Origin of the sequence: Paenarthrobacter aurescens (assembly GCF_041549525.1) — a bacterium.
GTDB classification, from domain to species: domain Bacteria; phylum Actinomycetota; class Actinomycetes; order Actinomycetales; family Micrococcaceae; genus Arthrobacter; species Arthrobacter aurescens.
Map to the genome: position 1 here is coordinate 3,306,342 of NZ_CP157456.1, position 18,449 is coordinate 3,324,790.

19 protein-coding genes are annotated in these 18,449 nt (G+C 62.4%); 7 read left to right on the forward strand and 12 right to left on the reverse strand.

The window, feature by feature from the left end; genetic code table 11:
- Positions 1–16: 16 nt before the first annotated feature.
- Genes ABI796_RS15310 through ABI796_RS15330 form a run of 5 tightly spaced genes read left to right on the forward strand, consistent with a single transcriptional unit; the run spans position 17 to position 5,084 of the window.
- The gene (locus ABI796_RS15310; RefSeq protein WP_141281290.1) at positions 17–1,252 is read left to right on the forward strand and encodes an extracellular solute-binding protein; all 1,236 of its coding nucleotides are present in this window, start codon (positions 17–19) and stop codon (positions 1,250–1,252) included.
- 11 nt (positions 1,253–1,263) lie between these two features.
- Positions 1,264–2,253 carry a carbohydrate ABC transporter permease gene (locus tag ABI796_RS15315; RefSeq protein WP_141281288.1) on the forward strand — a complete coding sequence of 330 codons (990 nt, stop codon included), beginning with the start codon at positions 1,264–1,266 and terminating at the stop codon, positions 2,251–2,253.
- Positions 2,254–2,260: 7 nt separating this feature from the next.
- Entirely contained in the window at positions 2,261–3,133 is an 873-nt protein-coding gene (locus tag ABI796_RS15320) for a carbohydrate ABC transporter permease (protein WP_141281286.1), read from the forward strand.
- A gap of 29 nt (positions 3,134–3,162) precedes the next feature.
- The gene (locus tag ABI796_RS15325; RefSeq protein WP_141281284.1) at positions 3,163–3,936 is read left to right on the forward strand and encodes a ThuA domain-containing protein; all 774 of its coding nucleotides are present in this window, start codon (positions 3,163–3,165) and stop codon (positions 3,934–3,936) included.
- Positions 3,933–5,084 carry a Gfo/Idh/MocA family protein gene (locus ABI796_RS15330; RefSeq protein ID WP_141281282.1) on the forward strand — a complete coding sequence of 384 codons (1,152 nt, stop codon included), beginning with the start codon at positions 3,933–3,935 and terminating at the stop codon, positions 5,082–5,084. Before ABI796_RS15325 ends, ABI796_RS15330 begins: the two co-directional genes overlap by 4 nt.
- Here ABI796_RS15330 and ABI796_RS15335 read toward each other — a convergent pair.
- The 11 genes from ABI796_RS15335 to ABI796_RS15385 form a co-directional block, all read right to left on the reverse strand.
- Entirely contained in the window at positions 5,081–5,986 is a 906-nt protein-coding gene (locus ABI796_RS15335) for an SGNH/GDSL hydrolase family protein (RefSeq protein WP_141281280.1), read from the reverse strand. The genes ABI796_RS15330 and ABI796_RS15335 overlap by 4 nt on opposite strands.
- A gap of 162 nt (positions 5,987–6,148) precedes the next feature.
- A complete protein-coding gene (locus ABI796_RS15340) occupies positions 6,149–6,745 on the reverse strand; it encodes a GNAT family N-acetyltransferase (RefSeq protein WP_141281278.1) in 597 nt (198 codons plus the stop codon).
- 16 nt (positions 6,746–6,761) lie between these two features.
- On the reverse strand, positions 6,762–7,625 hold the full coding sequence (locus ABI796_RS15345) for a 3-hydroxyacyl-CoA dehydrogenase family protein (RefSeq protein WP_141281276.1): 864 nt from the start codon (positions 7,623–7,625) through the stop codon (positions 6,762–6,764).
- A complete protein-coding gene (locus ABI796_RS15350; RefSeq protein ID WP_141281274.1) occupies positions 7,622–8,443 on the reverse strand; it encodes an enoyl-CoA hydratase/isomerase family protein in 822 nt (273 codons plus the stop codon). The genes ABI796_RS15345 and ABI796_RS15350 overlap by 4 nt, the downstream gene beginning before the upstream one ends.
- Positions 8,444–9,670 (reverse strand): acetyl-CoA C-acyltransferase, encoded by a 1,227-nt coding sequence (locus ABI796_RS15355; protein ID WP_141281272.1) that lies wholly within the window; start codon positions 9,668–9,670, stop codon positions 8,444–8,446. It abuts the gene before it with no gap.
- A 142-nt stretch (positions 9,671–9,812) separates the two neighbouring features.
- Positions 9,813–10,469 carry a pentapeptide repeat-containing protein gene (locus tag ABI796_RS15360; protein WP_141281271.1) on the reverse strand — a complete coding sequence of 219 codons (657 nt, stop codon included), beginning with the start codon at positions 10,467–10,469 and terminating at the stop codon, positions 9,813–9,815.
- Positions 10,469–10,927: an SRPBCC family protein gene (locus ABI796_RS15365; RefSeq protein ID WP_141281269.1), complete on the reverse strand. Its 459-nt coding sequence runs from the start codon at positions 10,925–10,927 to the stop codon at positions 10,469–10,471. Before ABI796_RS15365 ends, ABI796_RS15360 begins: the two co-directional genes overlap by 1 nt.
- Positions 10,928–11,274: 347 nt before the next feature.
- Positions 11,275–12,738 carry an amino acid permease gene (locus ABI796_RS15370; RefSeq protein ID WP_141281267.1) on the reverse strand — a complete coding sequence of 488 codons (1,464 nt, stop codon included), beginning with the start codon at positions 12,736–12,738 and terminating at the stop codon, positions 11,275–11,277.
- A 220-nt stretch (positions 12,739–12,958) separates the two neighbouring features.
- Complete coding sequence (locus ABI796_RS15375; protein ID WP_141281265.1) at positions 12,959–13,852, reverse strand: NAD(P)/FAD-dependent oxidoreductase; 894 nt, start codon at positions 13,850–13,852, stop codon at positions 12,959–12,961.
- A complete protein-coding gene (locus tag ABI796_RS15380; RefSeq protein ID WP_141281263.1) occupies positions 13,852–14,199 on the reverse strand; it encodes a molybdopterin oxidoreductase in 348 nt (115 codons plus the stop codon). Before ABI796_RS15380 ends, ABI796_RS15375 begins: the two co-directional genes overlap by 1 nt.
- A gap of 150 nt (positions 14,200–14,349) precedes the next feature.
- Positions 14,350–16,014 carry an ABC-F family ATP-binding cassette domain-containing protein gene (locus tag ABI796_RS15385; protein ID WP_141281261.1) on the reverse strand — a complete coding sequence of 555 codons (1,665 nt, stop codon included), beginning with the start codon at positions 16,012–16,014 and terminating at the stop codon, positions 14,350–14,352.
- Positions 16,015–16,215: 201 nt separating this feature from the next.
- On the opposite strand from ABI796_RS15385, the gene ABI796_RS15390 reads away from it, so the two are divergent.
- Positions 16,216–16,713 (forward strand): histidine kinase, encoded by a 498-nt coding sequence (locus ABI796_RS15390; RefSeq protein ID WP_141281259.1) that lies wholly within the window; start codon positions 16,216–16,218, stop codon positions 16,711–16,713.
- Positions 16,701–17,576 carry a DUF4097 family beta strand repeat-containing protein gene (locus ABI796_RS15395; protein WP_246095658.1) on the forward strand — a complete coding sequence of 292 codons (876 nt, stop codon included), beginning with the start codon at positions 16,701–16,703 and terminating at the stop codon, positions 17,574–17,576. The genes ABI796_RS15390 and ABI796_RS15395 overlap by 13 nt, the downstream gene beginning before the upstream one ends.
- Positions 17,577–17,583: 7 nt before the next feature.
- On the opposite strand, the gene ABI796_RS15400 is transcribed toward ABI796_RS15395, so the two are convergent.
- The gene (locus ABI796_RS15400) at positions 17,584–18,447 is read right to left on the reverse strand and encodes a metal ABC transporter permease (protein ID WP_246095657.1); all 864 of its coding nucleotides are present in this window, start codon (positions 18,445–18,447) and stop codon (positions 17,584–17,586) included.
- Positions 18,448–18,449: the final 2 nt, after the last annotated feature.

The following is an 18,449-nucleotide window of genomic DNA, read 5'->3' on the forward strand; positions in this document are numbered from 1 at the left end:
GAAAAAGGAACAGACAATGAAGTCAGCACAAAGGACATATCGTCCGCTCGCCCTGGCCGTAGCCGCCCTGGTGGGCCTGCCGTTGGCCCTCTCCGGCTGCGGTTCCACCACTGCCGCGTCATCCTCAGAGACCGCTACCGAGCTCTCCGTCATGGACTACTACAACAACGAGCCGGACAAGTCCTTTATTGGTGATGCCCTCTCCAAGTGCGGCACCCAACTGGGCGTTACCGTCAAGCGGGAAACTGTTCCAGGAAAATCTCTCATTTCCAAGGTTCTCCAGCAGTCATCCTCCAAGACGCTCCCGGACGTCCTCATGCTGGACAACCCGGATCTTCAGCAGATCGCAGCGACCGGCGCCCTGGCTCCCCTGGCCGATTTCAAAGTCAGCACCGAGAACTTCGCTGAAGGCGTGCTGAGCGCCGGCACCTACAAGGACAAGGTCTATGGGCTGGCGCCCACTGTGAACACCATTGCCCTGTTCTACAACAAGGACATTCTGGCCGCAGCCGGCGTCACTCCCCCCACCACGTGGGAAGAACTCAAGGCCGCTTCGGCGAAACTCACTGCCGGTGACCAGTACGGGCTCGCTTTCAATGCCAACCCCACCTACGAGGGCACATGGCAGTTCCTTCCCGTGATGTGGTCCAACGGCGGGGATGAGAAGAAGATCGACACCAAAGAGACGGAGCAGGCGCTGCAGCTCTGGACGGATCTGGTGAAGAGCGGCTCGGTGTCCTCATCCGCCCTCAACTGGACCCAGGCTGACGTCAAAGATCAGTTCCTGGCGGGCAAGGCAGCCATGATGGTCAACGGGCCCTGGCAGATCCCGGCCCTGGACAAGCAGCCCACGCTTCAATACGGCGTAGTGAAGATCCCCGTGAGGGAAGCCGGACAGACCTCCGTTGCACCGCTCGGCGGCGAAGTGTGGACTGTCCCGCAGACCGGCAACAAGGCCCGCCAGGCGAAAGCGGCAGAGATGGTTGCCTGCCTGAACAGTGACGAAAACCAACTCGCCATGGCTACCGCGCGCAACACCATCCCGTCCAAGACCACGCTCTCGGACAAATTCGCCAGCGACAACCCCAAGCTCGCAACATTTACGGAGCTGATCAAGACCGCCCGCGCACGCACCGGCCAGCTCGGAGAAGAATGGCCCGCCCAGGCCACCAAGATTTACACGGCCATCCAGACCTCGCTGACGGGTAACGCCTCACCGGCTGACGCCCTCAAGCAAGCCCAGGGTCAGTAGGCACCCCTGCCATGTCATTAGCAACGGACTTACCTCACTCAGAGGGGCGGGCTTCCGGCGAGGCCGCGAAGACTCCCGGTACCGGCGCCGAAAAGCCGGCACCCCGGCGTCGTTCCCGTCAACGCCGCGAGCGCCTCTTCCAGTGGCTGTTCCTGGTTCCCGCAGTGGTTTACATGACCCTGTTCTTCGGCTATCCGGTTGTGAAGAACGTGGTGATGAGCTTCCAGGAGTACACCACTTCCACATTCTTCACCGGAGAAGCCCCCTGGGTAGGGTTCACCAATTACGTGACTGTATTGCAGTCGTCGTTATTCTCCACGTCCCTGATCAACACTGCCCTGTTCACCATCGGATCGATTCTGGGCCAGTTTGTGATCGGGCTTGCGCTGGCCATCTTCTTCCAGCGCAAGTTCCCGCTCAACGGCATCCTGCGATCCCTGCTCCTGCTTCCCTGGCTGCTTCCCTTGATTGTTTCCAGTGCTGTGTGGCGCTGGATCCTGGATAAGGACAGCGGCGCGCTGAACCGCTTCCTGGGCGACCTCGGCATCATTGACACCGGCATCCCGTGGCTCACCAGCACCTCGCTGGCACTCATTGCCGTGGTGGGCGTGAACATTTGGATCGGCATCCCGTTCAACCTGACCATTCTCTACGGCGGTCTGCAGGAAATCCCGGATGAACTCTACGAGGCAGGGTCGCTGGACGGTGCCACCGGCTGGAAGGCGTTCCGGAACATCACCTGGCCCATGCTGCGGCCAGTGGTGAGCGTGGTCCTGGTCCTCGGTGTGGTGTACACACTCAAGGTGCTGGACATCATTCTGGGCCTGACCAACGGCGGACCGGCCAACTCCACCCAAACCATTGCCACGCAGTCCTACAACCTGTCCTTCCACGAATTCAAGTTCGGTGAAGGTGCTGCGCTGGGCAACGTACTGGTGATCATTTCCCTGGTGTTCGCGGTCCTGTACCTGCGGGCCAGCCGACGTGCCGTGGACGAGTGAGGAAACCATGACAACCGTACTGAAAGCACCCCCGCTCCGGCGTGCCGGAGGAAAAGCCACCGGCCCCAAAGTCACCGGACGCAAGAACTGGGGATACACGGCACTGGCCATCTTCTTCCTGGCCATCATGCTGTTCCCGGTCTACTGGATGGTCAACGCCTCCCTGCAACCCAACGGCACCACCCTGGAAACCTCGTGGTTCCCGGTGAAGCCCGACTTCACCGGGTACGCCACGGCCATCAACGAGCAAGCCGGCAATTTGGGAACCAGCCTCATCATTTCGCTGGGCAGCGTGGCGCTGAGCCTGGCCATTGCAGCACCGGCGGCCTACGCCTTGGCCTACTTCAAGGTCCGCGGTGCAGGGGTGGTCCTGTTCGCGATCCTCATCAGTCAGATGATTCCGGGGATTGTGGTGGCCAATGCCCTGTACACGGCCTACAACGATCTTGGCCTGCTCAACTCCATCCCGGGCTTGATCCTGGCCGACTCCGCCCACGGCATCCCGTTTGCCATCCTCATCATCCGGGCTTTCATGAACGGCATGCCGGCCTCGGTGATCGAGGCTGCACGCGTGGACGGTGCCGGGCACCTCCGGGCGTTCTGGTCGATCGTGCTTCCGTTGAGCCGGAACTCCCTGATCACCGCGGGGCTCTTCACGTTCCTGTTCGCCTGGAGCGACTTCCTCTTTGCCTTGACCCTCACCACCACCGAAGCCGTCCGGCCCGTCACGTTGGGCATCTTCCAGTACATCGGCGCCTACGTGAACGACTGGAGTTCGGTCATGGCAACGGCGGTACTTGCCTCCATCCCGGCAATCGTCCTTCTGGTCGCGGCCCAAAAATACATTGCCGCCGGCACCACCGGCGGTGCGGTCAAGTAGACCGCTTCCACACCTTCAAAGGAGCAATCATGACTGAAAGCAAGCCCATCCGCGTTACCGTGTGGTCCGAGAACCGCCACGAGAAGCGCGACGAACTGGTGGCCCGCCTCTACCCGGACGGCATGCACGGCGCCGTCAAGGCGGGCATCGAAGAGAACCTGGGGGCCGGCGTCGAGGTCCGTACCGCAACACTGGACGAACCCGAACACGGCCTCACCGAGGAAGTCCTCGCCAACACCGACGTCCTGACGTGGTGGGGCCACATGTCCCACGCAGACGTGGAGGATGAGGTTGTTGAGCGCGTCCACCGCCATGTCCTGGCCGGAATGGGCTTGATCGTGCTCCACTCGGGCCACTGGTCCAAGATCTTCACCAAGCTCATGGGCACCTCATGCACGCTGCGTTGGCGCTCGGAGCAGGACCGCGAACTCGTATGGACGGTGGATCCCACGCACCCCATCGCCAAGGGAATCCCGCACCCTATTGAAATCCCCCAGCAGGAAATGTACGGCGAATTCTTTGACATCCCCACTCCCGAGGAACTAGTGTTCATCAGCTCCTTCAGCGGCGGCGAAGTCTTCCGGTCCGGCTGCACGTTCCGCCGCGGCCACGGCAAAATCTTCTTCTTCAGCCCCGGCGACCAGGACTACCCCGTCTACCACCACAAGGACGTCCGGCGGGTGATTGCCAATGCTGTGGAATGGGCCGTCACCGATCGCCCGGAACGGGCCGTCCCCGAGCTGCTTCGCTACGAAACCAACGATTTCTTTAACGGCAAGAGCTACCAAGGAGCCAACGCGTGAACACCCCCTTCGCAACAATCCCCGACGACGGCACTCCCCTGCGCGTCATTGTTGTAGGCGCCGGGGGCATGGGCCGGGCGTGGCTTCGAACAGTGGAATCCTCACCGTTGGTTGAACTGGCGGGCATCGTGGACCTGGACCTTACAGTTGCCGCTGGCGCGGCGGCGTGGTTGGGCCGCCCTGATCTTCCGGTGGGTGCCGGGACCGCCCAGTTGGCGTCCGACGTCGGAGCCCAGGCAGTCATCAACGTCACCGTCCCTGCCGCGCATCATCCGGTCACCACCGAAGCCCTGGCAGTTGGCTTGCCAGTGCTCGGTGAGAAGCCAGTAGCTTCAACGGTGGCCCAGGGACTTTCCCTGGCAGCTGCGGCGGAGCTTCACGGTCAGCTGTTCATGGTCAGCCAATCCCGGCGGTACAACAGGCACCTGTTCTCAGCCAAGGGTCTCTCTTCCTCGCTGGGCTCCGTGGGGATTGTCTCTGCGGAGTTTTTCAAAGCCCCGCACTTCGGCGGATTCCGGGACGCCATGGATCACCCGCTGCTGCTGGACATGGCCATCCACCAGTTCGACATGGCCCGTTTCCTGCTCGACGCCGATCCTGTTTCCGTGTTCTGCGAGGAGTACAACCCCTCCTGGAGCTGGTACCGGGGGGACGCCGGATCCACGGCAATCTTTGAAATGACCGGCGGCGGGCGCTTCGTGTTCACCGGCAGCTGGTGCAGTCCCGGGCAGGAGACCTCGTGGAATGCGTCGTGGCGGATCAGCGGTGAGCACGGAACTGTCCTGTGGGACGGCGACAACGAACCGGTGTCCTCAGTTCCTGCTTCCGGGGATGCCTTGAACGCCGATGACCTGAACCCGGAGAATCCGGGCCAGGAAATCGCCGGGTCCCTGCGTGATTTTGTAGCTGCTGTGCGCACGGGAAGCACGCCCATGGGACGGGTCCACCAGAACATCATGAGCCTGGCCATGGTGGAGGCTGCCATTCTCAGCGCCTCCACCGGCGTCCGGGTGTCCGTCGATTCCTTATTGGAGGACTCGTACCAACAGGCCATCCTGGCCGAACGGGACCCCGCGGTTCTGGAAGTCCTGAAGTCCTGGACCTCGGTGCGGAGTGTCTTGACCGGGGAGAGCGTGGCGTTGGGTTAGCGCTTGGCCAGCTGGTTCAGCTTCACTGAAGAGAGCAGTGCCGACGCGTAGGCTTGGTGTCCGGCGTCGCTCGGGTGGAAGTTGGCGTCCGCCGCTGCCTGGGTCAGGTCCAGGACGATCCACGGATTATCGGAGTTCACCGCGTGCCCAAGGAACCTCTTGGTCACATCGATGAACACGGCGTTGGTCCCGCTGCTTGCCACCGCCGCTGCAATGGTTGCGTTGAGGGCATCAATAGCTTGATTGACCAGTATCTGGTTCTGGACCGGAACAATGGTGATCCCATTGATCACGATGTCCCCTTGGGATGGATCAAACAAGCGTGGATAGCCAAGGACTGCAATCACTGCATCGGGGGCGCTGGCCTCAATGGCTTGGTACGTGGTGGCCAAGGCGGTTTGGAGGGCTCCGGACTGCAGATTTGCAATGATGCCCGCAACTGTGGCCGCACACAGCTGGGTGTCCGGGGAAGCACAGGCCTGAAGCGCGAGCCCGCTTCCGGCGTCCACGGCACCGGCTGTGATGCTGATCAGCTCAGCACCGGCCAAGGCTTGCTGGCCCGCAGCGATCTGTTGGGCGATTGTGGGGGTCACAACGTCATAAAACGGGCTGGCATCGCTCAAGACGGCACCGTGGCAAGCCAGGTTAACCGTCAGGGTCACTTTCGGTGAGGCGTCAGCAAGGTCCACGTAACCGCCTGGGCTTTGCCAACAAGCAACGGGTGGCCTATACAGCCCGTCAGCTCCGGTCCCCGCCGTATACGAATCACCGAGCGCAACGTAGTCCACCGGTGGCGGTGGCGCTGCGGTTGCCGGACCTGCCGTAAATCCCAAGGTGAGCGCCAGCGCGGCGAGCCCGCCTGCCAAAGCCAGGTTCCGGCGTCGTGCTTGATGAGTTGCCATGATATTCCCCTCGGTACTGCTGGATGGGGCTCCGGCATTCCGCAGGGCGGATGTGCGGCTCGCCCACCATTCGGCCGCGTACCGGGGCAATGTGTGGCCAGATTACGCCTGCCGGTGCGCGGGGAAAAGACCCTGGAGACAGGTCAAGGCATTCGGGTGATCCTATGCGCTGTACTTCGCCAGCCGGAACTCCAGGCCGTTCCGGACCGCTGGCCATTCGTGTTCGAGGATGGAGAACACCACGGTGTCGCGGAGGGCTCCGTCCTCACTGCGTGAGTGGCTCCGGAGCACGCCGTCCTGCTTGGCCCCCAGCCGGGCGATTGCTTCGCGGGACTGCTGGTTCATCCAGTGCGTGCGGAATTCCACGGCAGGGCAGCCCAAAGTTTCAAAAGCATGGCGCAGGAGCAGCAGCTTGGAATCCGGGTTGGTCCCCGTGCCGTGGGCTGATGCAGCGTTCCAGGTTGAGCCGATTTCCAAGCGAGGCGTTTCGGAATCAATGTTCATGTACGTGGTCATGCCGATCAGCTCACCCGTTGCATTGGAGCGGGTAGCAAACGGCAGCATGGATCCTTCAGCCTGCAGGCGCAGGCGACGATCGATTTCAGCAGCCATGCCCTCAGGTGCTGGGACGGACGTGTACCAAAGCTTCCAAAGATCGCCGTCGCGTGCTGCATCCACCAGCCCGTCGTGGTGTTCCTGGCTCAACGGTTCCAGCGTTACGAACTGGCCGGTCAGGGTGATGGGTTCAATAGAAGTCACCCGGTTAGCCTAACGGCTAGTCATTCCACTCGAAGAAGCCCTTGCCTGACTTGCGTCCCAGTTCACCGCGGGCCACTTTATCCCGCAGGATCTGCGGCGGAGCGAAACGGTCACCGAGAGTGGAGTGCAGATACTCTGCGATTCCCAGCCGGACGTCCAAGCCCACAATGTCTGTGGTCTTCAACGGACCGGTGGGGTGCTTGTAGCCCAGGACCATGGCGGCATCGATGTCCTCCGCGGAAGCCACGCCTTCTTCCACCATGCGCATCGCTTCAAGGGCAATGGCGACGCCGAGCCTTGAGGAGGCAAAGCCCGGAGCGTCATTGACGACGACGGCGGTCTTGCCGAGTGCCTCCGTCCAGCTTTTCGCCGCTTCAGCGAGTTCGGGAGACGTTTCCTTGGCCAGCACCACTTCAATGAGGGTGGACGCGGGCACCGGGTTGAAGAAGTGCAGGCCCACGAAGTTGGCTGGACGGCGAAGTTCGTTGGCCAGGCCGGTCACGGACAAGGACGACGTGTTGGAGGCCAGGAATGCATCCGCGGAGAGGTGCTCTTCCACTGCCTTCAGGGCTGTGACCTTGAGATCGTAGTCTTCAGGCACGGCCTCCACTACGAGGCCGCAGTGGATGAAGGACTGGTAATCAGTGGAGGTGCTGAACCGGGACATCGCCGCGTCAGGGGTTTCATTGAGGGTGCCTCGGGCAGCGGACTTCGCCACGGCATCAGCAACGCGGCCCTGTGCTCCGCTTGCTGCCTCATGGTCACGTTCAACCACAATCACCGTGGCACCTTTGGTGAGGAACGCATGGGCTATTCCAGCACCCATCCGGCCACCACCAAGGACTCCTACAACGTGCGGGATGGCGGGGGCTTGGGTCATTTCCGGGTCCTGTCTTGCGTCTGTTCGGGAGTAGTTGAGGTGGCGTCTGTGTCTTGCGAAGCTTTGGCCGATTTCTTGTCCAGGAAAGCCTGCATACGGTCAAACTTCGCCTGGGACTCAAAGAGGATTCCCTGCGCCAGGGTATCGATCAGCGGGTGGGCCTCGGCCGGGGCGTGGAACACGGATTTGGTGATCCGCACGGCCAAGGGGTCCTGACGCGCAATCCGGTCCGCCAGCTTGTGTGCCGCGTCCATCAACTCGGGCGCTTCGTGGATTTCGGTGATGAGGCTGATGCGCAGGGCTTCCTCAGCGCGGAGCACAGCACCGGCCAAGAGAATTTCCTTGGCTTTCGGTTCGCCCACCAGTTCCTTCAGCCGCCAACTGGCACCGGCTGCGGCCAGGATCCCCAAGCCGGTTTCCGGGTTTCCGATCCGGACGCTGGGAGTTCCAATGCGGAAGTCCGCAGCGTAAGCGAGCTCGGCTCCCCCGCCAAGGCAGTAACCGTCCAAAGCGGCGATGACGGGCATGGGCAACTTGGCGATGCGCACAAAGATCGTGGAGTTGATCCCCTGCAAGGCATCATCCCGGCGGCGTTCGCGTAGCTGTCCAATGTCCGCACCCGAGGCAAAAACGCCCTCAGTTCCGGCGATGATCAGCACTTTAGGGTTTCGCTCAAGCTCCGCGCAGACCATGTGAAGCTCGTCCACCATGGTCTGATCGATCGCGTTCCGGACCTCGGGCCGGTTCAGCAGAACCGTAAGCCGGTCCTCGCGTTCCTCCAGCAGGAGGGTGGTGAAGTTTTCCGGATCCAGTGCCATTTAGACGCCCTCCAGCAGCATCGCAGTGCCCTGCCCCACGCCGATGCACATGGTTGCCAACCCGAGCTTAGGTCCGGTAGCTGAAGCGAGTTCCCGCTCCATGCGACCCAGCAGCGTGATGGCAATGCGTGAGCCGCTGGAACCGAGCGGGTGCCCCAAACTGATGGCACCGCCGTCGTTGTTCACGATCTCCGGGTTCAAACCCAGGCGGCGGATGGTGGCAAGTGACTGCGTGGCGAAAGCCTCGTTAAGTTCAACCGCGCCCAGTTGATCCACGGTGAGGCCGGTGCGGGCCAGGACCTTTTGTGTGGCTGGGACGGGACCGATGCCCATGATTTCCGGTTCGCATCCAGCCGAAGCGCCGTCGATGATGCGGGCGCGCGGCGTCAGGCCAAACTTGTTGATGGCGGCTTCGGAGGCCACGATGATGGCCGAGGCGCCGTCGTTCAGCGAGGAGGAGTTGCCTGCGGTGACCACTGATCCTCCCGGAACCACCGGCCGCAGCCCGGCTAGAACATCCATGGTGGTGCCTTCGCGGGGGCCTTCATCGGTATCCACCACGGTCTCTGACTTCCGCGTCTTCACGGTGACGGGAACGATCTCGTCTTTGAATCGCCCACCGGCAATTGCGGCAAGGGCGAGCTCGTGGGAGCGAACAGCAAAGGCGTCAGCGTCTTCACGGGAAATGTTGTCCACGCGGCCAACTTCCTCGGCCGTTTCCGGCATGGAGTACGTCATCTTGCCGTCGCGGGAGAGCTCACCCTTGGTGAACAGCGGATTGGCGAAGCGCCAGCCGATGGAGGTATCGAAGATCTGGCCCGGCTTGGCGAACGCCGTGGTGGGCTTCTCCTGCACCCACGGGGCACGGCTCATGGACTCCACACCGCCGGCCACTACGATGTCCGCAGCTCCGGACTTGATCATGTGGCTGGCCATGATGATTGCGCTCAGTCCCGAGGCGCACAGTCGGTTCACTGTGATACCCGGGATGTGCAGGGGAAGTCCGGCGAGCAGGGTTGCCATGCGGGCCACGTTCCGGTTTTCCTCGCCCGCACCGTTGGCGTTGCCGAGGATCACCTCATCAATGGAGTCAGGATCGACGCCGGCACGCGCCACCGCTTCCCGGACCACCAATGCTGCGAGATCGTCCGGGCGGACGGAGGACAGAGCCCCGCCGTAGCGACCTACAGGCGTGCGTGCGCCGCCAACAAGAAAAGCCTCGACCATGAGAACATCCTTCGCGAAGTGAAAGGGACCGGCCCGGAATAATATACCGACCGTTCGTTCTATAAAGATTACACGGCCCGGGGAGCCGGTCAACAGCTGAAGCGCTCAGTTACGGATCAGCAGAGACCGGCCCCAGCCCGAATCAGAGCACTCGAATTCCCAAATGTCCCGCCAACAGCGGTGCCATGAGGCTCAACTGGTAATCATCGATCACCACTCCGGCCAGCCCCGCCAAGCCGTTGATTCCGCGGAACTCCGAGGTCCGCAGATCCACATCCTTCAACTTGGCGCCCGTGACATCCAGTGTGCCAATGGTGCAGTTCTTCAAAGCCAACCGCGTACCCGTGCATCCACCCAGGTCCAGTTCATTGATGATGCAATCGGAAATCTGGATATCCATGAGCTTGGAACCACGCAGGTTCACATAGTCCAGCTTGCCGCCATCGATTCGGACGGAGCGCCAATTTCCCTCATAGAGTTCGGCCGATCCCCACCGGGGGTTGGAGATCTCCACGTCCTGCCAGGAAGTCCGCGCAGCCATGAAGACCGGGGCGTATGGCTCGGAGAAGATGCACTCGCGGAACGTCGCACCCCGCAGCTGAGCCTCGTTGAAGGAGACCCCGTTCAGCTCGCACTCAATGAAATCGGCGCCGCTCAGTTCCTCTCCGTCGGCAGAAACACGGGTGAGCCTGACGCCGTCGTACCGTTCGCCGCGCTGGAAGTCCGGGGCGTCGTCGTCGCGCAGTTCATCCAACCGCACCGGCGAAATCTTTGGCGCCGCCACCTTCGCTGCCGCCATCAGAGCGATTCCGCTTTGGCTGCGATCTCGGCCAGGTCCTTGCTCAGGGCCTTGCGGGTCATGTTCATACCTATCTTCCCGAACAGGGCCATACCCACCTTGCTGATGAACGAGGGATTGACCATCTCCGCGCCGAAAGTCAGGGTCAGATCCGTACCGCCATCGCGCTCGGTAAGGTTGAAGCGGCTGGTGTAGTCCGCCCCACCCTGAAGCGCCTTGACCGTAGTGCTGCGTGGAGGGTCCGTCTCGGAAACCCACATCTCGACGGTCTCCTGCTTACCCATCATGGTCCGCGTTTCCTTCCAGCGCGTTCCCTCCCCATAAGGGCCTTCGCTGAGCATCTGGATTGAGTTGATGCCGGAGAGCGTGGCGGCCGAGCCGGGAATGTCCGATATGACGGCCCAAACCTTCTCCGGGCTGGCCTTAATGTGCTGCGTGAGGGTGGTGGTGTGTTCCATACATCGAGCCTAGACCCGGGCACTGACACTCCCAACAAGCTCGCTCGTTGCGAGGCCCGCTCTGCGCCCCTCACGCCCGCCCAACCACGCACACCAGGCCCCACAACGCCCAGCCCCCTCCCGTTGCGAGGCCCGCTCTGCGCCCCTCACGCCCGCCCAACCACGCACACCAGGCCCCACAACGCCCAGCCCCCTCCCGTTGCGAGGCCCGCTCTGCGCCCCCCACGCCCCAAATAGCACGCACAACAGGCCCCACAACGCACAGGCGCCCAAACGCAAACGGCGCGTGCCCCCGAAAAGGAGGCACGCGCCGTCGTACGTTTGAAGCGTTTGAAGCGTTTGAAGCGTTAGCTGAACAGCTCGCTCTTGGGCTCGTTGTTCTTGACCTTCTGCCATCCGAGCCACAGCACCAGGGCGAAGAACGGGATGGTGGCAAGGGTCCACAGGCCCAGGAGGAAGACCTCGCCGGTTTCCTTGTCCGTGATGGAGTCGAAACCGATCAACACGGTGATGGCCAGCAGGGCAATGAGGCCCACCCAGCTGGTCCACGGCGAGCCGGGCATCGGCAGGGACGAGACGTTGCCGCGCTTCTTTCGCAGGGCAATCTGGCTGGCGAAGATGGAACCCCAGGTGAAGATCACGCCAATGGAGGCGGTGTTCAGGGCGAGATCGAATGCGTGCGAGCCACCGAGCCAGATGTTGAGGAGGATGCCCACGAGGTACACGCCGCCAATGGCCAGGATGGCCGCATACGGCACGTGGCGTGTGGACATCTTGGTGAGCCACTGCGGAGCGTGGCCGTTGTTGGCCATGGTGCGGAAGATGCGGCCGATCGAGTACAGGCCGGAGTTGCAGGAAGACAGCGCGGCGGTGATGACGATCATGTTCATCACGTCACCCATCCAGCCGAGGCCCATCTGGCCGAACACGGTAACGAACGGCGAGGTGCCGGCAACGTACTGATCGGACGGCAGCAGCATGGCCAGCAGGGTCACGGAACCTACGTAGAAGACCACAATACGGACCACGACGGCGCGGATCGCCTTGGGAACTTCACGTTCCGGGTTCTCCATCTCACCAGCAGTAATGCCGACGAGTTCAATGGCGTTGTAGGCGAAGATCACGGCGTTGAGGACCAGGATCATCACCAGGCCGCCCTTGGGGAACATGCCCCCGTCTTCGTGGAAGAGGTTGGCCACGGAAGCGTTGCCATCGCCCACCTTGGCGTTGGTGACAACCATGAACGTGCCGACAGCCAGGAAGATGACGATTGCCGCGACCTTGAGGCAGGATGCCCAGAACTCGAACTCGCCGAACGCCTTGACGCTGAACAGGTTCACGGCCACCAGCAGCACCAATGCTGCGATTGCGGACAGTTCAATGGGTACGTTGGGGAAGAAGAACTGGAAGTACAGGCCGATCGCGATCAGCTCGGCAATGCCCGTCATGGCCCAGTTGATGAAGTACATCCAACCTGAGAGGAAGGCGCCCTTCTTGCCGAACATCTCCCCGGCGTAGCTCACGAACGAGCCGGAGGTCTGGCGGTACATGATGAGTTCGCCGAGGGCGCGCATCAGCAGGTAAGCGATGACGCCGGCAATGGCGTAGGAGAAGATCAGGGCCGGGCCGGTGGAGGCCAGACGGCCACCGGCGCCCATGAACAGGCCGACGCCGATAGCGCCACCCATGGCGATCATGGTGACGTGACGGCGGCTCAGGGTCTTCTGATATCCCTCGGCGCTGAGGTTGGAGTCCGAGGCTGCAGATGAGGCCTTGGAGCTCTGGAGATCTGTGGGAGTACTTTGCGGCACAGCTGTTCCTTGTGGGTTGGGGTGTTGCTGTAGGTGTTACGCCAGTGCCGGAACACGGGCGGCTTTGGCACACAAAATTCGAGCTTTTCCTCTTTGGAGGTCCCGAAGTGTGACAAAGAACGCAGAACGCCGAAGCTTCGCGCAACCCGTCTATCTTACGGGATTAACCCCCATGCCCGTGACGCAGGCAACAAGGGGCTGTGGAGAAAGGCCTCCGCGCCTATGTAACAACCCTGGTTCCCAGGTACATGGAGCTACGATCCGAGCCCGTGATGTGATCGGCCAGGACAGCTGCCTGCTCCCACAATGGCGCCACCATCCCGTACACCTCGCCGCGGTGCTGGACGCACTCACCCACGGCGTAAATGTCCTCTTCATCCATCACTTTCAGGTGGTCATTCACCACAATTCCGCGCTCCACGGCCAAACCGCTGACGACGGCGAGGCCCACGTTCGGTCTGCTGCCTGCGGTGACCACCACCATCTGACAGTCAATGATGGGTTGGTTGGGTACGCTCACTCCCGTGATGTGGTGGGTCCCCAGGATCGCAACGGCCCCGCTGCCGGGGATCATCCGGACTTCCAGTCCCTGCATTTGCAGACCACGAGCTGCCTCGGGACCAACCGGGCCGCGACCGACCACAGCGGCGCGGTGGTGCTCCTTCTGCCGGGCGAACCCGGTCATCCTGCGCGCATCGTCCAGAGTGCGGAAGGTGAAAACTCCGTGCCGGAGGGTTCCGCTGGGGCTGGTGAGACCGCTCATGGGTGGCAGGTACGGGCTGCTGCCCGTTGCAATGATCAGGAGGTCGTACTCCACCACCCGGCCGTTGGAAGCGAAAACGTGGTGGCTGAACTTATCCACCCGTTCCACCCTGGCACCCGTATGGAGCGTGATGTCATTGTGCCGGTACCACTGCAGGGAGTTGATGACGAGGTCCGTTTCGGCGTCCTCCCCGGTCAGGACGCGGCCCAGCCTGGTCCTGTTGTAATTGCCGTAGGGCTCCTCGCCAAACATGGTGATCTGAAACATTTCCGCGCCGCCCCGGGCAAGGATCTCCTCAACGGCCCTTGCCCCGGCCATTCCATTGCCGATCACCACCAGCCGCTTCTGCATCAGTGCTCCACCATGCCCAGATCCACCACCACGTGTCCCCTGAGTCCGATCGGCGCAACAATGAAGAGCTCAATCACCGAACCTCCTTCGGTGTCCTCCACCACCCGCAACGGAATGTGGACATCACTCTTGGCTCCGATGGGGAAATACCGCATGGGGATTCGGTCACGCATCAGCACCACCGTGATCAATTCCGGGCTTGAGTTGCCTCCGCGGAAGTAGAGGGTCTGGTTGATCACGCCGTCGGGCACGAAGTGGGAGAGCTCGGCGTGGAGCGGAACCGGCTTATCCAGGCCTGCACCTTCAAAGTGGTAGATGCCCTGCAGGAAGAGATTCTGAATGATCACGGAAAGGTCCTTTCGCCTGCTTCCCTCTCCATGGTGCACGGCTGGTGTTTCAGGACGCTCGATTCCTTGTTTCGGCCTGCAGGCCACTGGGTAACCAACACTTTGCCAAGAGCTCACCACCGCTAAAACCGAGCTATACCGGAGCGAGCACTACAGCAATTGGCCGCCGCGCATCCCGTACCGCACCCACGAACCCGTGGCGGTGCGTGCATGGTTGGAAGCACTGTGATCGAACCACTCCCCCAGGGCGCGGTCGTGGCTGACGATCACCACTGTCCCCTCGAACGAGGCAAGCGCTGCCTCCAACTGCTCCACCAGCACCGGTGCCAGGTGGTTAGTGGGCTCGTCCACGATCATGGTGCGGTAACCACCCAGGAGGAGCCTGGCCAGGGCGAGCCGGCGCTGCTGACCGGCGGACAAGCCGCCCACTGGAACATGGAACTCGGCCGGCCGGAACAGCCCCAGCCGCAACAAGCCCTCAGCATGGTCATCGATGTTCCCGCCCAGCCCGGCGGCAAAAGCGGGGAGCAGACGCAGTCCCGGCCGCGCAGGTACGTCGAGTTCCTGCTGCAGGTAGCCCACCTTGCCGCTGACGGTTACCGTCCCCGCAGCCGGCTTCAGCGTCCCGGCAAGGACGGAAAGCAGCGTGGATTTACCGGCACCGTTGGGGCCGGTGATGAGCACTTTTTGTCCGGTTTCCACCCGAAAATCAGTGGGGTTGAGCCGCCCGGGGATGCTCACACCGCTGGCTTCCAATGCGGGAGCGGACGGGCTTTCCGTCACGGCCGCAGCCCGGAGCGGAGCGGCCAGTTTCAAAGGAACCGGGGGCCGGTCCACCGGGTTCTCTTCCAACCGGCGCAGCCGTTCCTGGGCGTTGCGGACCTTGCTGGCTGCCGCGCTTTGCCATGTTCCGGTCTTGAACCCGAAAGCCATCTTGTCGTTGTCGCGTTTACGGCCATATCCCATGCCGTCGGCCACAGTGGCTGCCTGGAGACGTTCGGCAGCCATAGCATCCAGCCATTGGTCATATTCCTGGATCCAGCGGGCCCGCTCGGCTGCTTTTTCGCGGAGGTAGCCCTCGTAGCCGTTCCCGTATCGATTCACGGTGCGTCGCTCAGCGTCCACTTCAATGATGGTGGTGGCCACTTTCCGCAGCAGCACACGATCATGGGAGACCACCACAACAGTGCCGCGGTGCGCCGCCAACCTGGACTCAAGCCAGGCTGTGCCATCGGCATCCAGATGGTTGGTGGGCTCGTCCAGCAGCAACGCTTCTGCGGGGTCGGCCAACAGGCAGGCCAGTGCCACCCGTTCCTGCTCACCACCTGATAAAGATCCAAGCGTTCGACGCCGGTCCAAGCCTCCCAGCCCCAGCTTGTCCAGCGCTGCTTCCACGCGGGATTCGGCGGCGTAGCCTTCACGAAGCTGGTACTCGGTGTGCAGGCTTCCGTAGAGATCCAACTCTTCGGCATCGGCGTCAGCGAGGCCTGACTCAAGCTCAGCAATGCGCGCCTCCAGGGAACGCAGCGAAGCCAGGGAAGTATCAATGGCGTCCCCCACGGTCTGCGACTCGGAGAAGCCGTGGGTTTGCGCGAGGTAGCCCACGCGGTAGCCGGGATGACCCAGCAATCCCGCCGTGCCGTCGTCGGGCGTCTCCACACCGGCCAGCAGGCGCAGCATGGTGGACTTGCCGGCGCCGTTCTCGCCAACTATGGCCACGTGTTCGCCGTGGCCGATGCTGAGGTCAACATTGTGGAGAAGTTCGCGGTCCCCGTAGCCGTGGGAAACGCCGGAAAGGTGCAGGTGGTCAGTCAAGAGGAATCCTCGCAAGTCCGCAGTGAGTGGCAGAAAGCCATGTGGGTACTGGGGATGCAGCCGATGGGAAGGGGCTGCGCTCAAGACTTCATGGCTCCAGCCTGACAACGGAAAACGGATGCGTCAAGCCGGACACCACCTATCACCAGCGGCCGGCCGCGTGACATTGCCATGACACCATAATGGCGTCACAATGGTGTCATGCAGCTCAACCAGTACATCAGTTCGGTGCAGCACCAGTTGGAAACCGCCGCCGAGGCCGGTGGGCCGGAAGCCCGCGCCCTCAGCGAGCGCCTCACCGCCGCCGTCGAATCAACGGTCCGGCTGGTTCTTCTGGAGGCACTGTCCGAGGCAGCGAGCCAGATCACCCTGGAACTTGCTCCGGGTTCTGTGGAGCTAAGGCTCCGCGGCCGCGATCCGGAGTTCGTTGTCAACATCCCCCAGAGCGGAGACTTCGAGGCACGGGTTGAGCAGTCCATCCACAGCGCCATAGCGGAGGATTTCGACGGCGGCAGCACCTCGCGCACCACCCTCCGGCTTCCGGATCAACTCAAACAGCACGTCGAGGAGGCTGCGGCCAAGGACGGATTGTCCGTGAACTCCTGGCTGGTCCGGGCAGTTTCCGAGTCTCTCCGAAGCGCATCCGGAAGAACCGATCGGGAACCCGGCCAGCAAACCTTCACGGGATGGGCACGCTGATGGTGACTTTCCAGACCCCCCAGCCGATCGCCGTCGTGGTTGACGTGTCAATCCGTGGCGAGATTTTGATAGTGGCCCGCGAGCATCACGATACCGAGGTGACGGTTACGGCCCGCAAGGCCAAGCGCAGCCTGGACGTCAAGATGGCTGAGCAAACCACCGTGGACTATGCAGACGGCCGCTTGAACATCAGGCTTCACCCGGGATTCCGCCACAGCTGGTTCAGCGATGGCGGCGCAGTTCAGATCACCGTGGCGGTGCCCGTGGGTAGCAGCCTGGAGCTGAAGACTGCCATGGGAGACATCAGCTGTGAAGGTGAATTCGGTGCTGCCGATCTCAGGACGGACCTGGGCCACATCCGCGTGGACCACTGCGGCGAGCTGCGCGCCCACACGGACATGGGGGACATTGCGGTGGAGCATGCCGCGGGCAGGTCCAAAATCAAGACCGGTTCAGGCAAGATCCGCATCCGCAGCATTGAAGGGGTTGCCACTGTAAAGAACGGCAACGGCAACACCTACATTGCCCAGGCATCCGGCGAACTGAGCGTCAGTGCAGCCAACGGCGACGTTTCGCTGGAGCGGACCGGCCTTTCCACCACCGTCAAAACATCCAGCGGGGACATCACTGTGGGCGAAGTGGTTGCCGGCAACCTCACGGTTCAGACTGCCGCGGGCACACTGACCGTGGGCGTGCGCGAAGGTACTGCTGCCTGGCTTGATCTGAACACCAAGTACGGACGTGTCCGCAACGGCCTTGAAGCCACCAGCGGACCGGGCGATACCAAGGACACAGTGGAGATCAGGGCCCGCAACGCATATGGCGACATCGCAGTGTCCCGCTCCCCCGTCACCGTGGTGTAGGCGGGCACTAGGCCGCGGCGACAGCCCTCTTGCGCCGGGCTTTGGCAAGCCGCGTACCTATCAATCCCTGCCGCGGGCTGAACAGGTACACCACCCCGAACACCACGCCCTGCGTCAGCACCACCATGGCTCCCGAGGCCGTATCAAGGTAGTAGCTGAGATAGATACCCGCTACGGAGCACACCACTGAAATGACGGGCGCAATGACCAGCATCCGGGAAAAACGATCGGTCAGCAGGTAGGCGGTGGCACCCGGGATGATCAGCATGGCCACCACCAGCACCACGCCCACGGTCTGCAGGGCAACCACGGAAGTCAGGGCCAGCAGGCCCAGGAGCAGGGCGCCGAGCCTGCGCGGGGAGAGTCCGATCGCGTGGGCGTGTGTTGAGTCAAAGGCATAAAGGGTGAGGTCACGGCGTTTGAGGATCAGGATGGCAAAGGCCACAACGCCCAGGACCACCACCTGAATGAGGTCCGGAACACTGACGCCCAAAAGGTTTCCGAAGATGATGTGGTTCAGGTCGGTCTGGCTCGGGGTGACGGATATCAGCACCAGCCCCAGGGCGAACAGGGACGTGAAGACGATCCCTATGGCCGCGTCTTCCTTCACCCGGCTGGTGTTGCGAACCACCCCGATCAACGTCACTGCGATCAGCGCGAACACCAGCGCCCCCAGCGCGAACGGCGCGCCCACAATGTAGGCGAGTACGACGCCGGGAAGCACCGCGTGCGAGACGGCGTCGCCCATGAGGGACCAGCCGATCAGGACGAGCCAACAGCTCAGGACAGCGCACACCACGGCAGCTATGGCAGTGGTGGCCAGGGCACGGACCATGAAGTCGTAGCTGAGGGGTTCGAGCAGGAATTCCACGG

Excerpts from the sequence above, each read along its gene's own strand:
- ABI796_RS15310 (WP_141281290.1), top strand. The coding sequence starts at position 17 with ATGAAGTCAGCACAAAGGACATATCGTCCGCTCGCCCTGGCCGTAGCC.
- ABI796_RS15315 (WP_141281288.1), top strand. The coding sequence starts at position 1,264 with ATGTCATTAGCAACGGACTTACCTCACTCAGAGGGGCGGGCTTCCGGC.
- ABI796_RS15320 (WP_141281286.1), top strand. The coding sequence starts at position 2,261 with ATGACAACCGTACTGAAAGCACCCCCGCTCCGGCGTGCCGGAGGAAAA.
- ABI796_RS15325 (WP_141281284.1), top strand. The coding sequence starts at position 3,163 with ATGACTGAAAGCAAGCCCATCCGCGTTACCGTGTGGTCCGAGAACCGC.
- ABI796_RS15335 (WP_141281280.1), bottom strand. The coding sequence starts at position 5,986 with ATGGCAACTCATCAAGCACGACGCCGGAACCTGGCTTTGGCAGGCGGG.
- ABI796_RS15345 (WP_141281276.1), bottom strand. The coding sequence starts at position 7,625 with ATGACCCAAGCCCCCGCCATCCCGCACGTTGTAGGAGTCCTTGGTGGT.
- ABI796_RS15350 (WP_141281274.1), bottom strand. The coding sequence starts at position 8,443 with ATGGCACTGGATCCGGAAAACTTCACCACCCTCCTGCTGGAGGAACGC.
- ABI796_RS15355 (WP_141281272.1), bottom strand. The coding sequence starts at position 9,670 with ATGGTCGAGGCTTTTCTTGTTGGCGGCGCACGCACGCCTGTAGGTCGC.
- ABI796_RS15360 (WP_141281271.1), bottom strand. The coding sequence starts at position 10,469 with ATGGCGGCAGCGAAGGTGGCGGCGCCAAAGATTTCGCCGGTGCGGTTG.
- ABI796_RS15365 (WP_141281269.1), bottom strand. The coding sequence starts at position 10,927 with ATGGAACACACCACCACCCTCACGCAGCACATTAAGGCCAGCCCGGAG.
- ABI796_RS15375 (WP_141281265.1), bottom strand. The coding sequence starts at position 13,852 with ATGCAGAAGCGGCTGGTGGTGATCGGCAATGGAATGGCCGGGGCAAGG.
- ABI796_RS15390 (WP_141281259.1), top strand. The coding sequence starts at position 16,216 with ATGCAGCTCAACCAGTACATCAGTTCGGTGCAGCACCAGTTGGAAACC.
- ABI796_RS15395 (WP_246095658.1), top strand. The coding sequence starts at position 16,701 with ATGGGCACGCTGATGGTGACTTTCCAGACCCCCCAGCCGATCGCCGTC.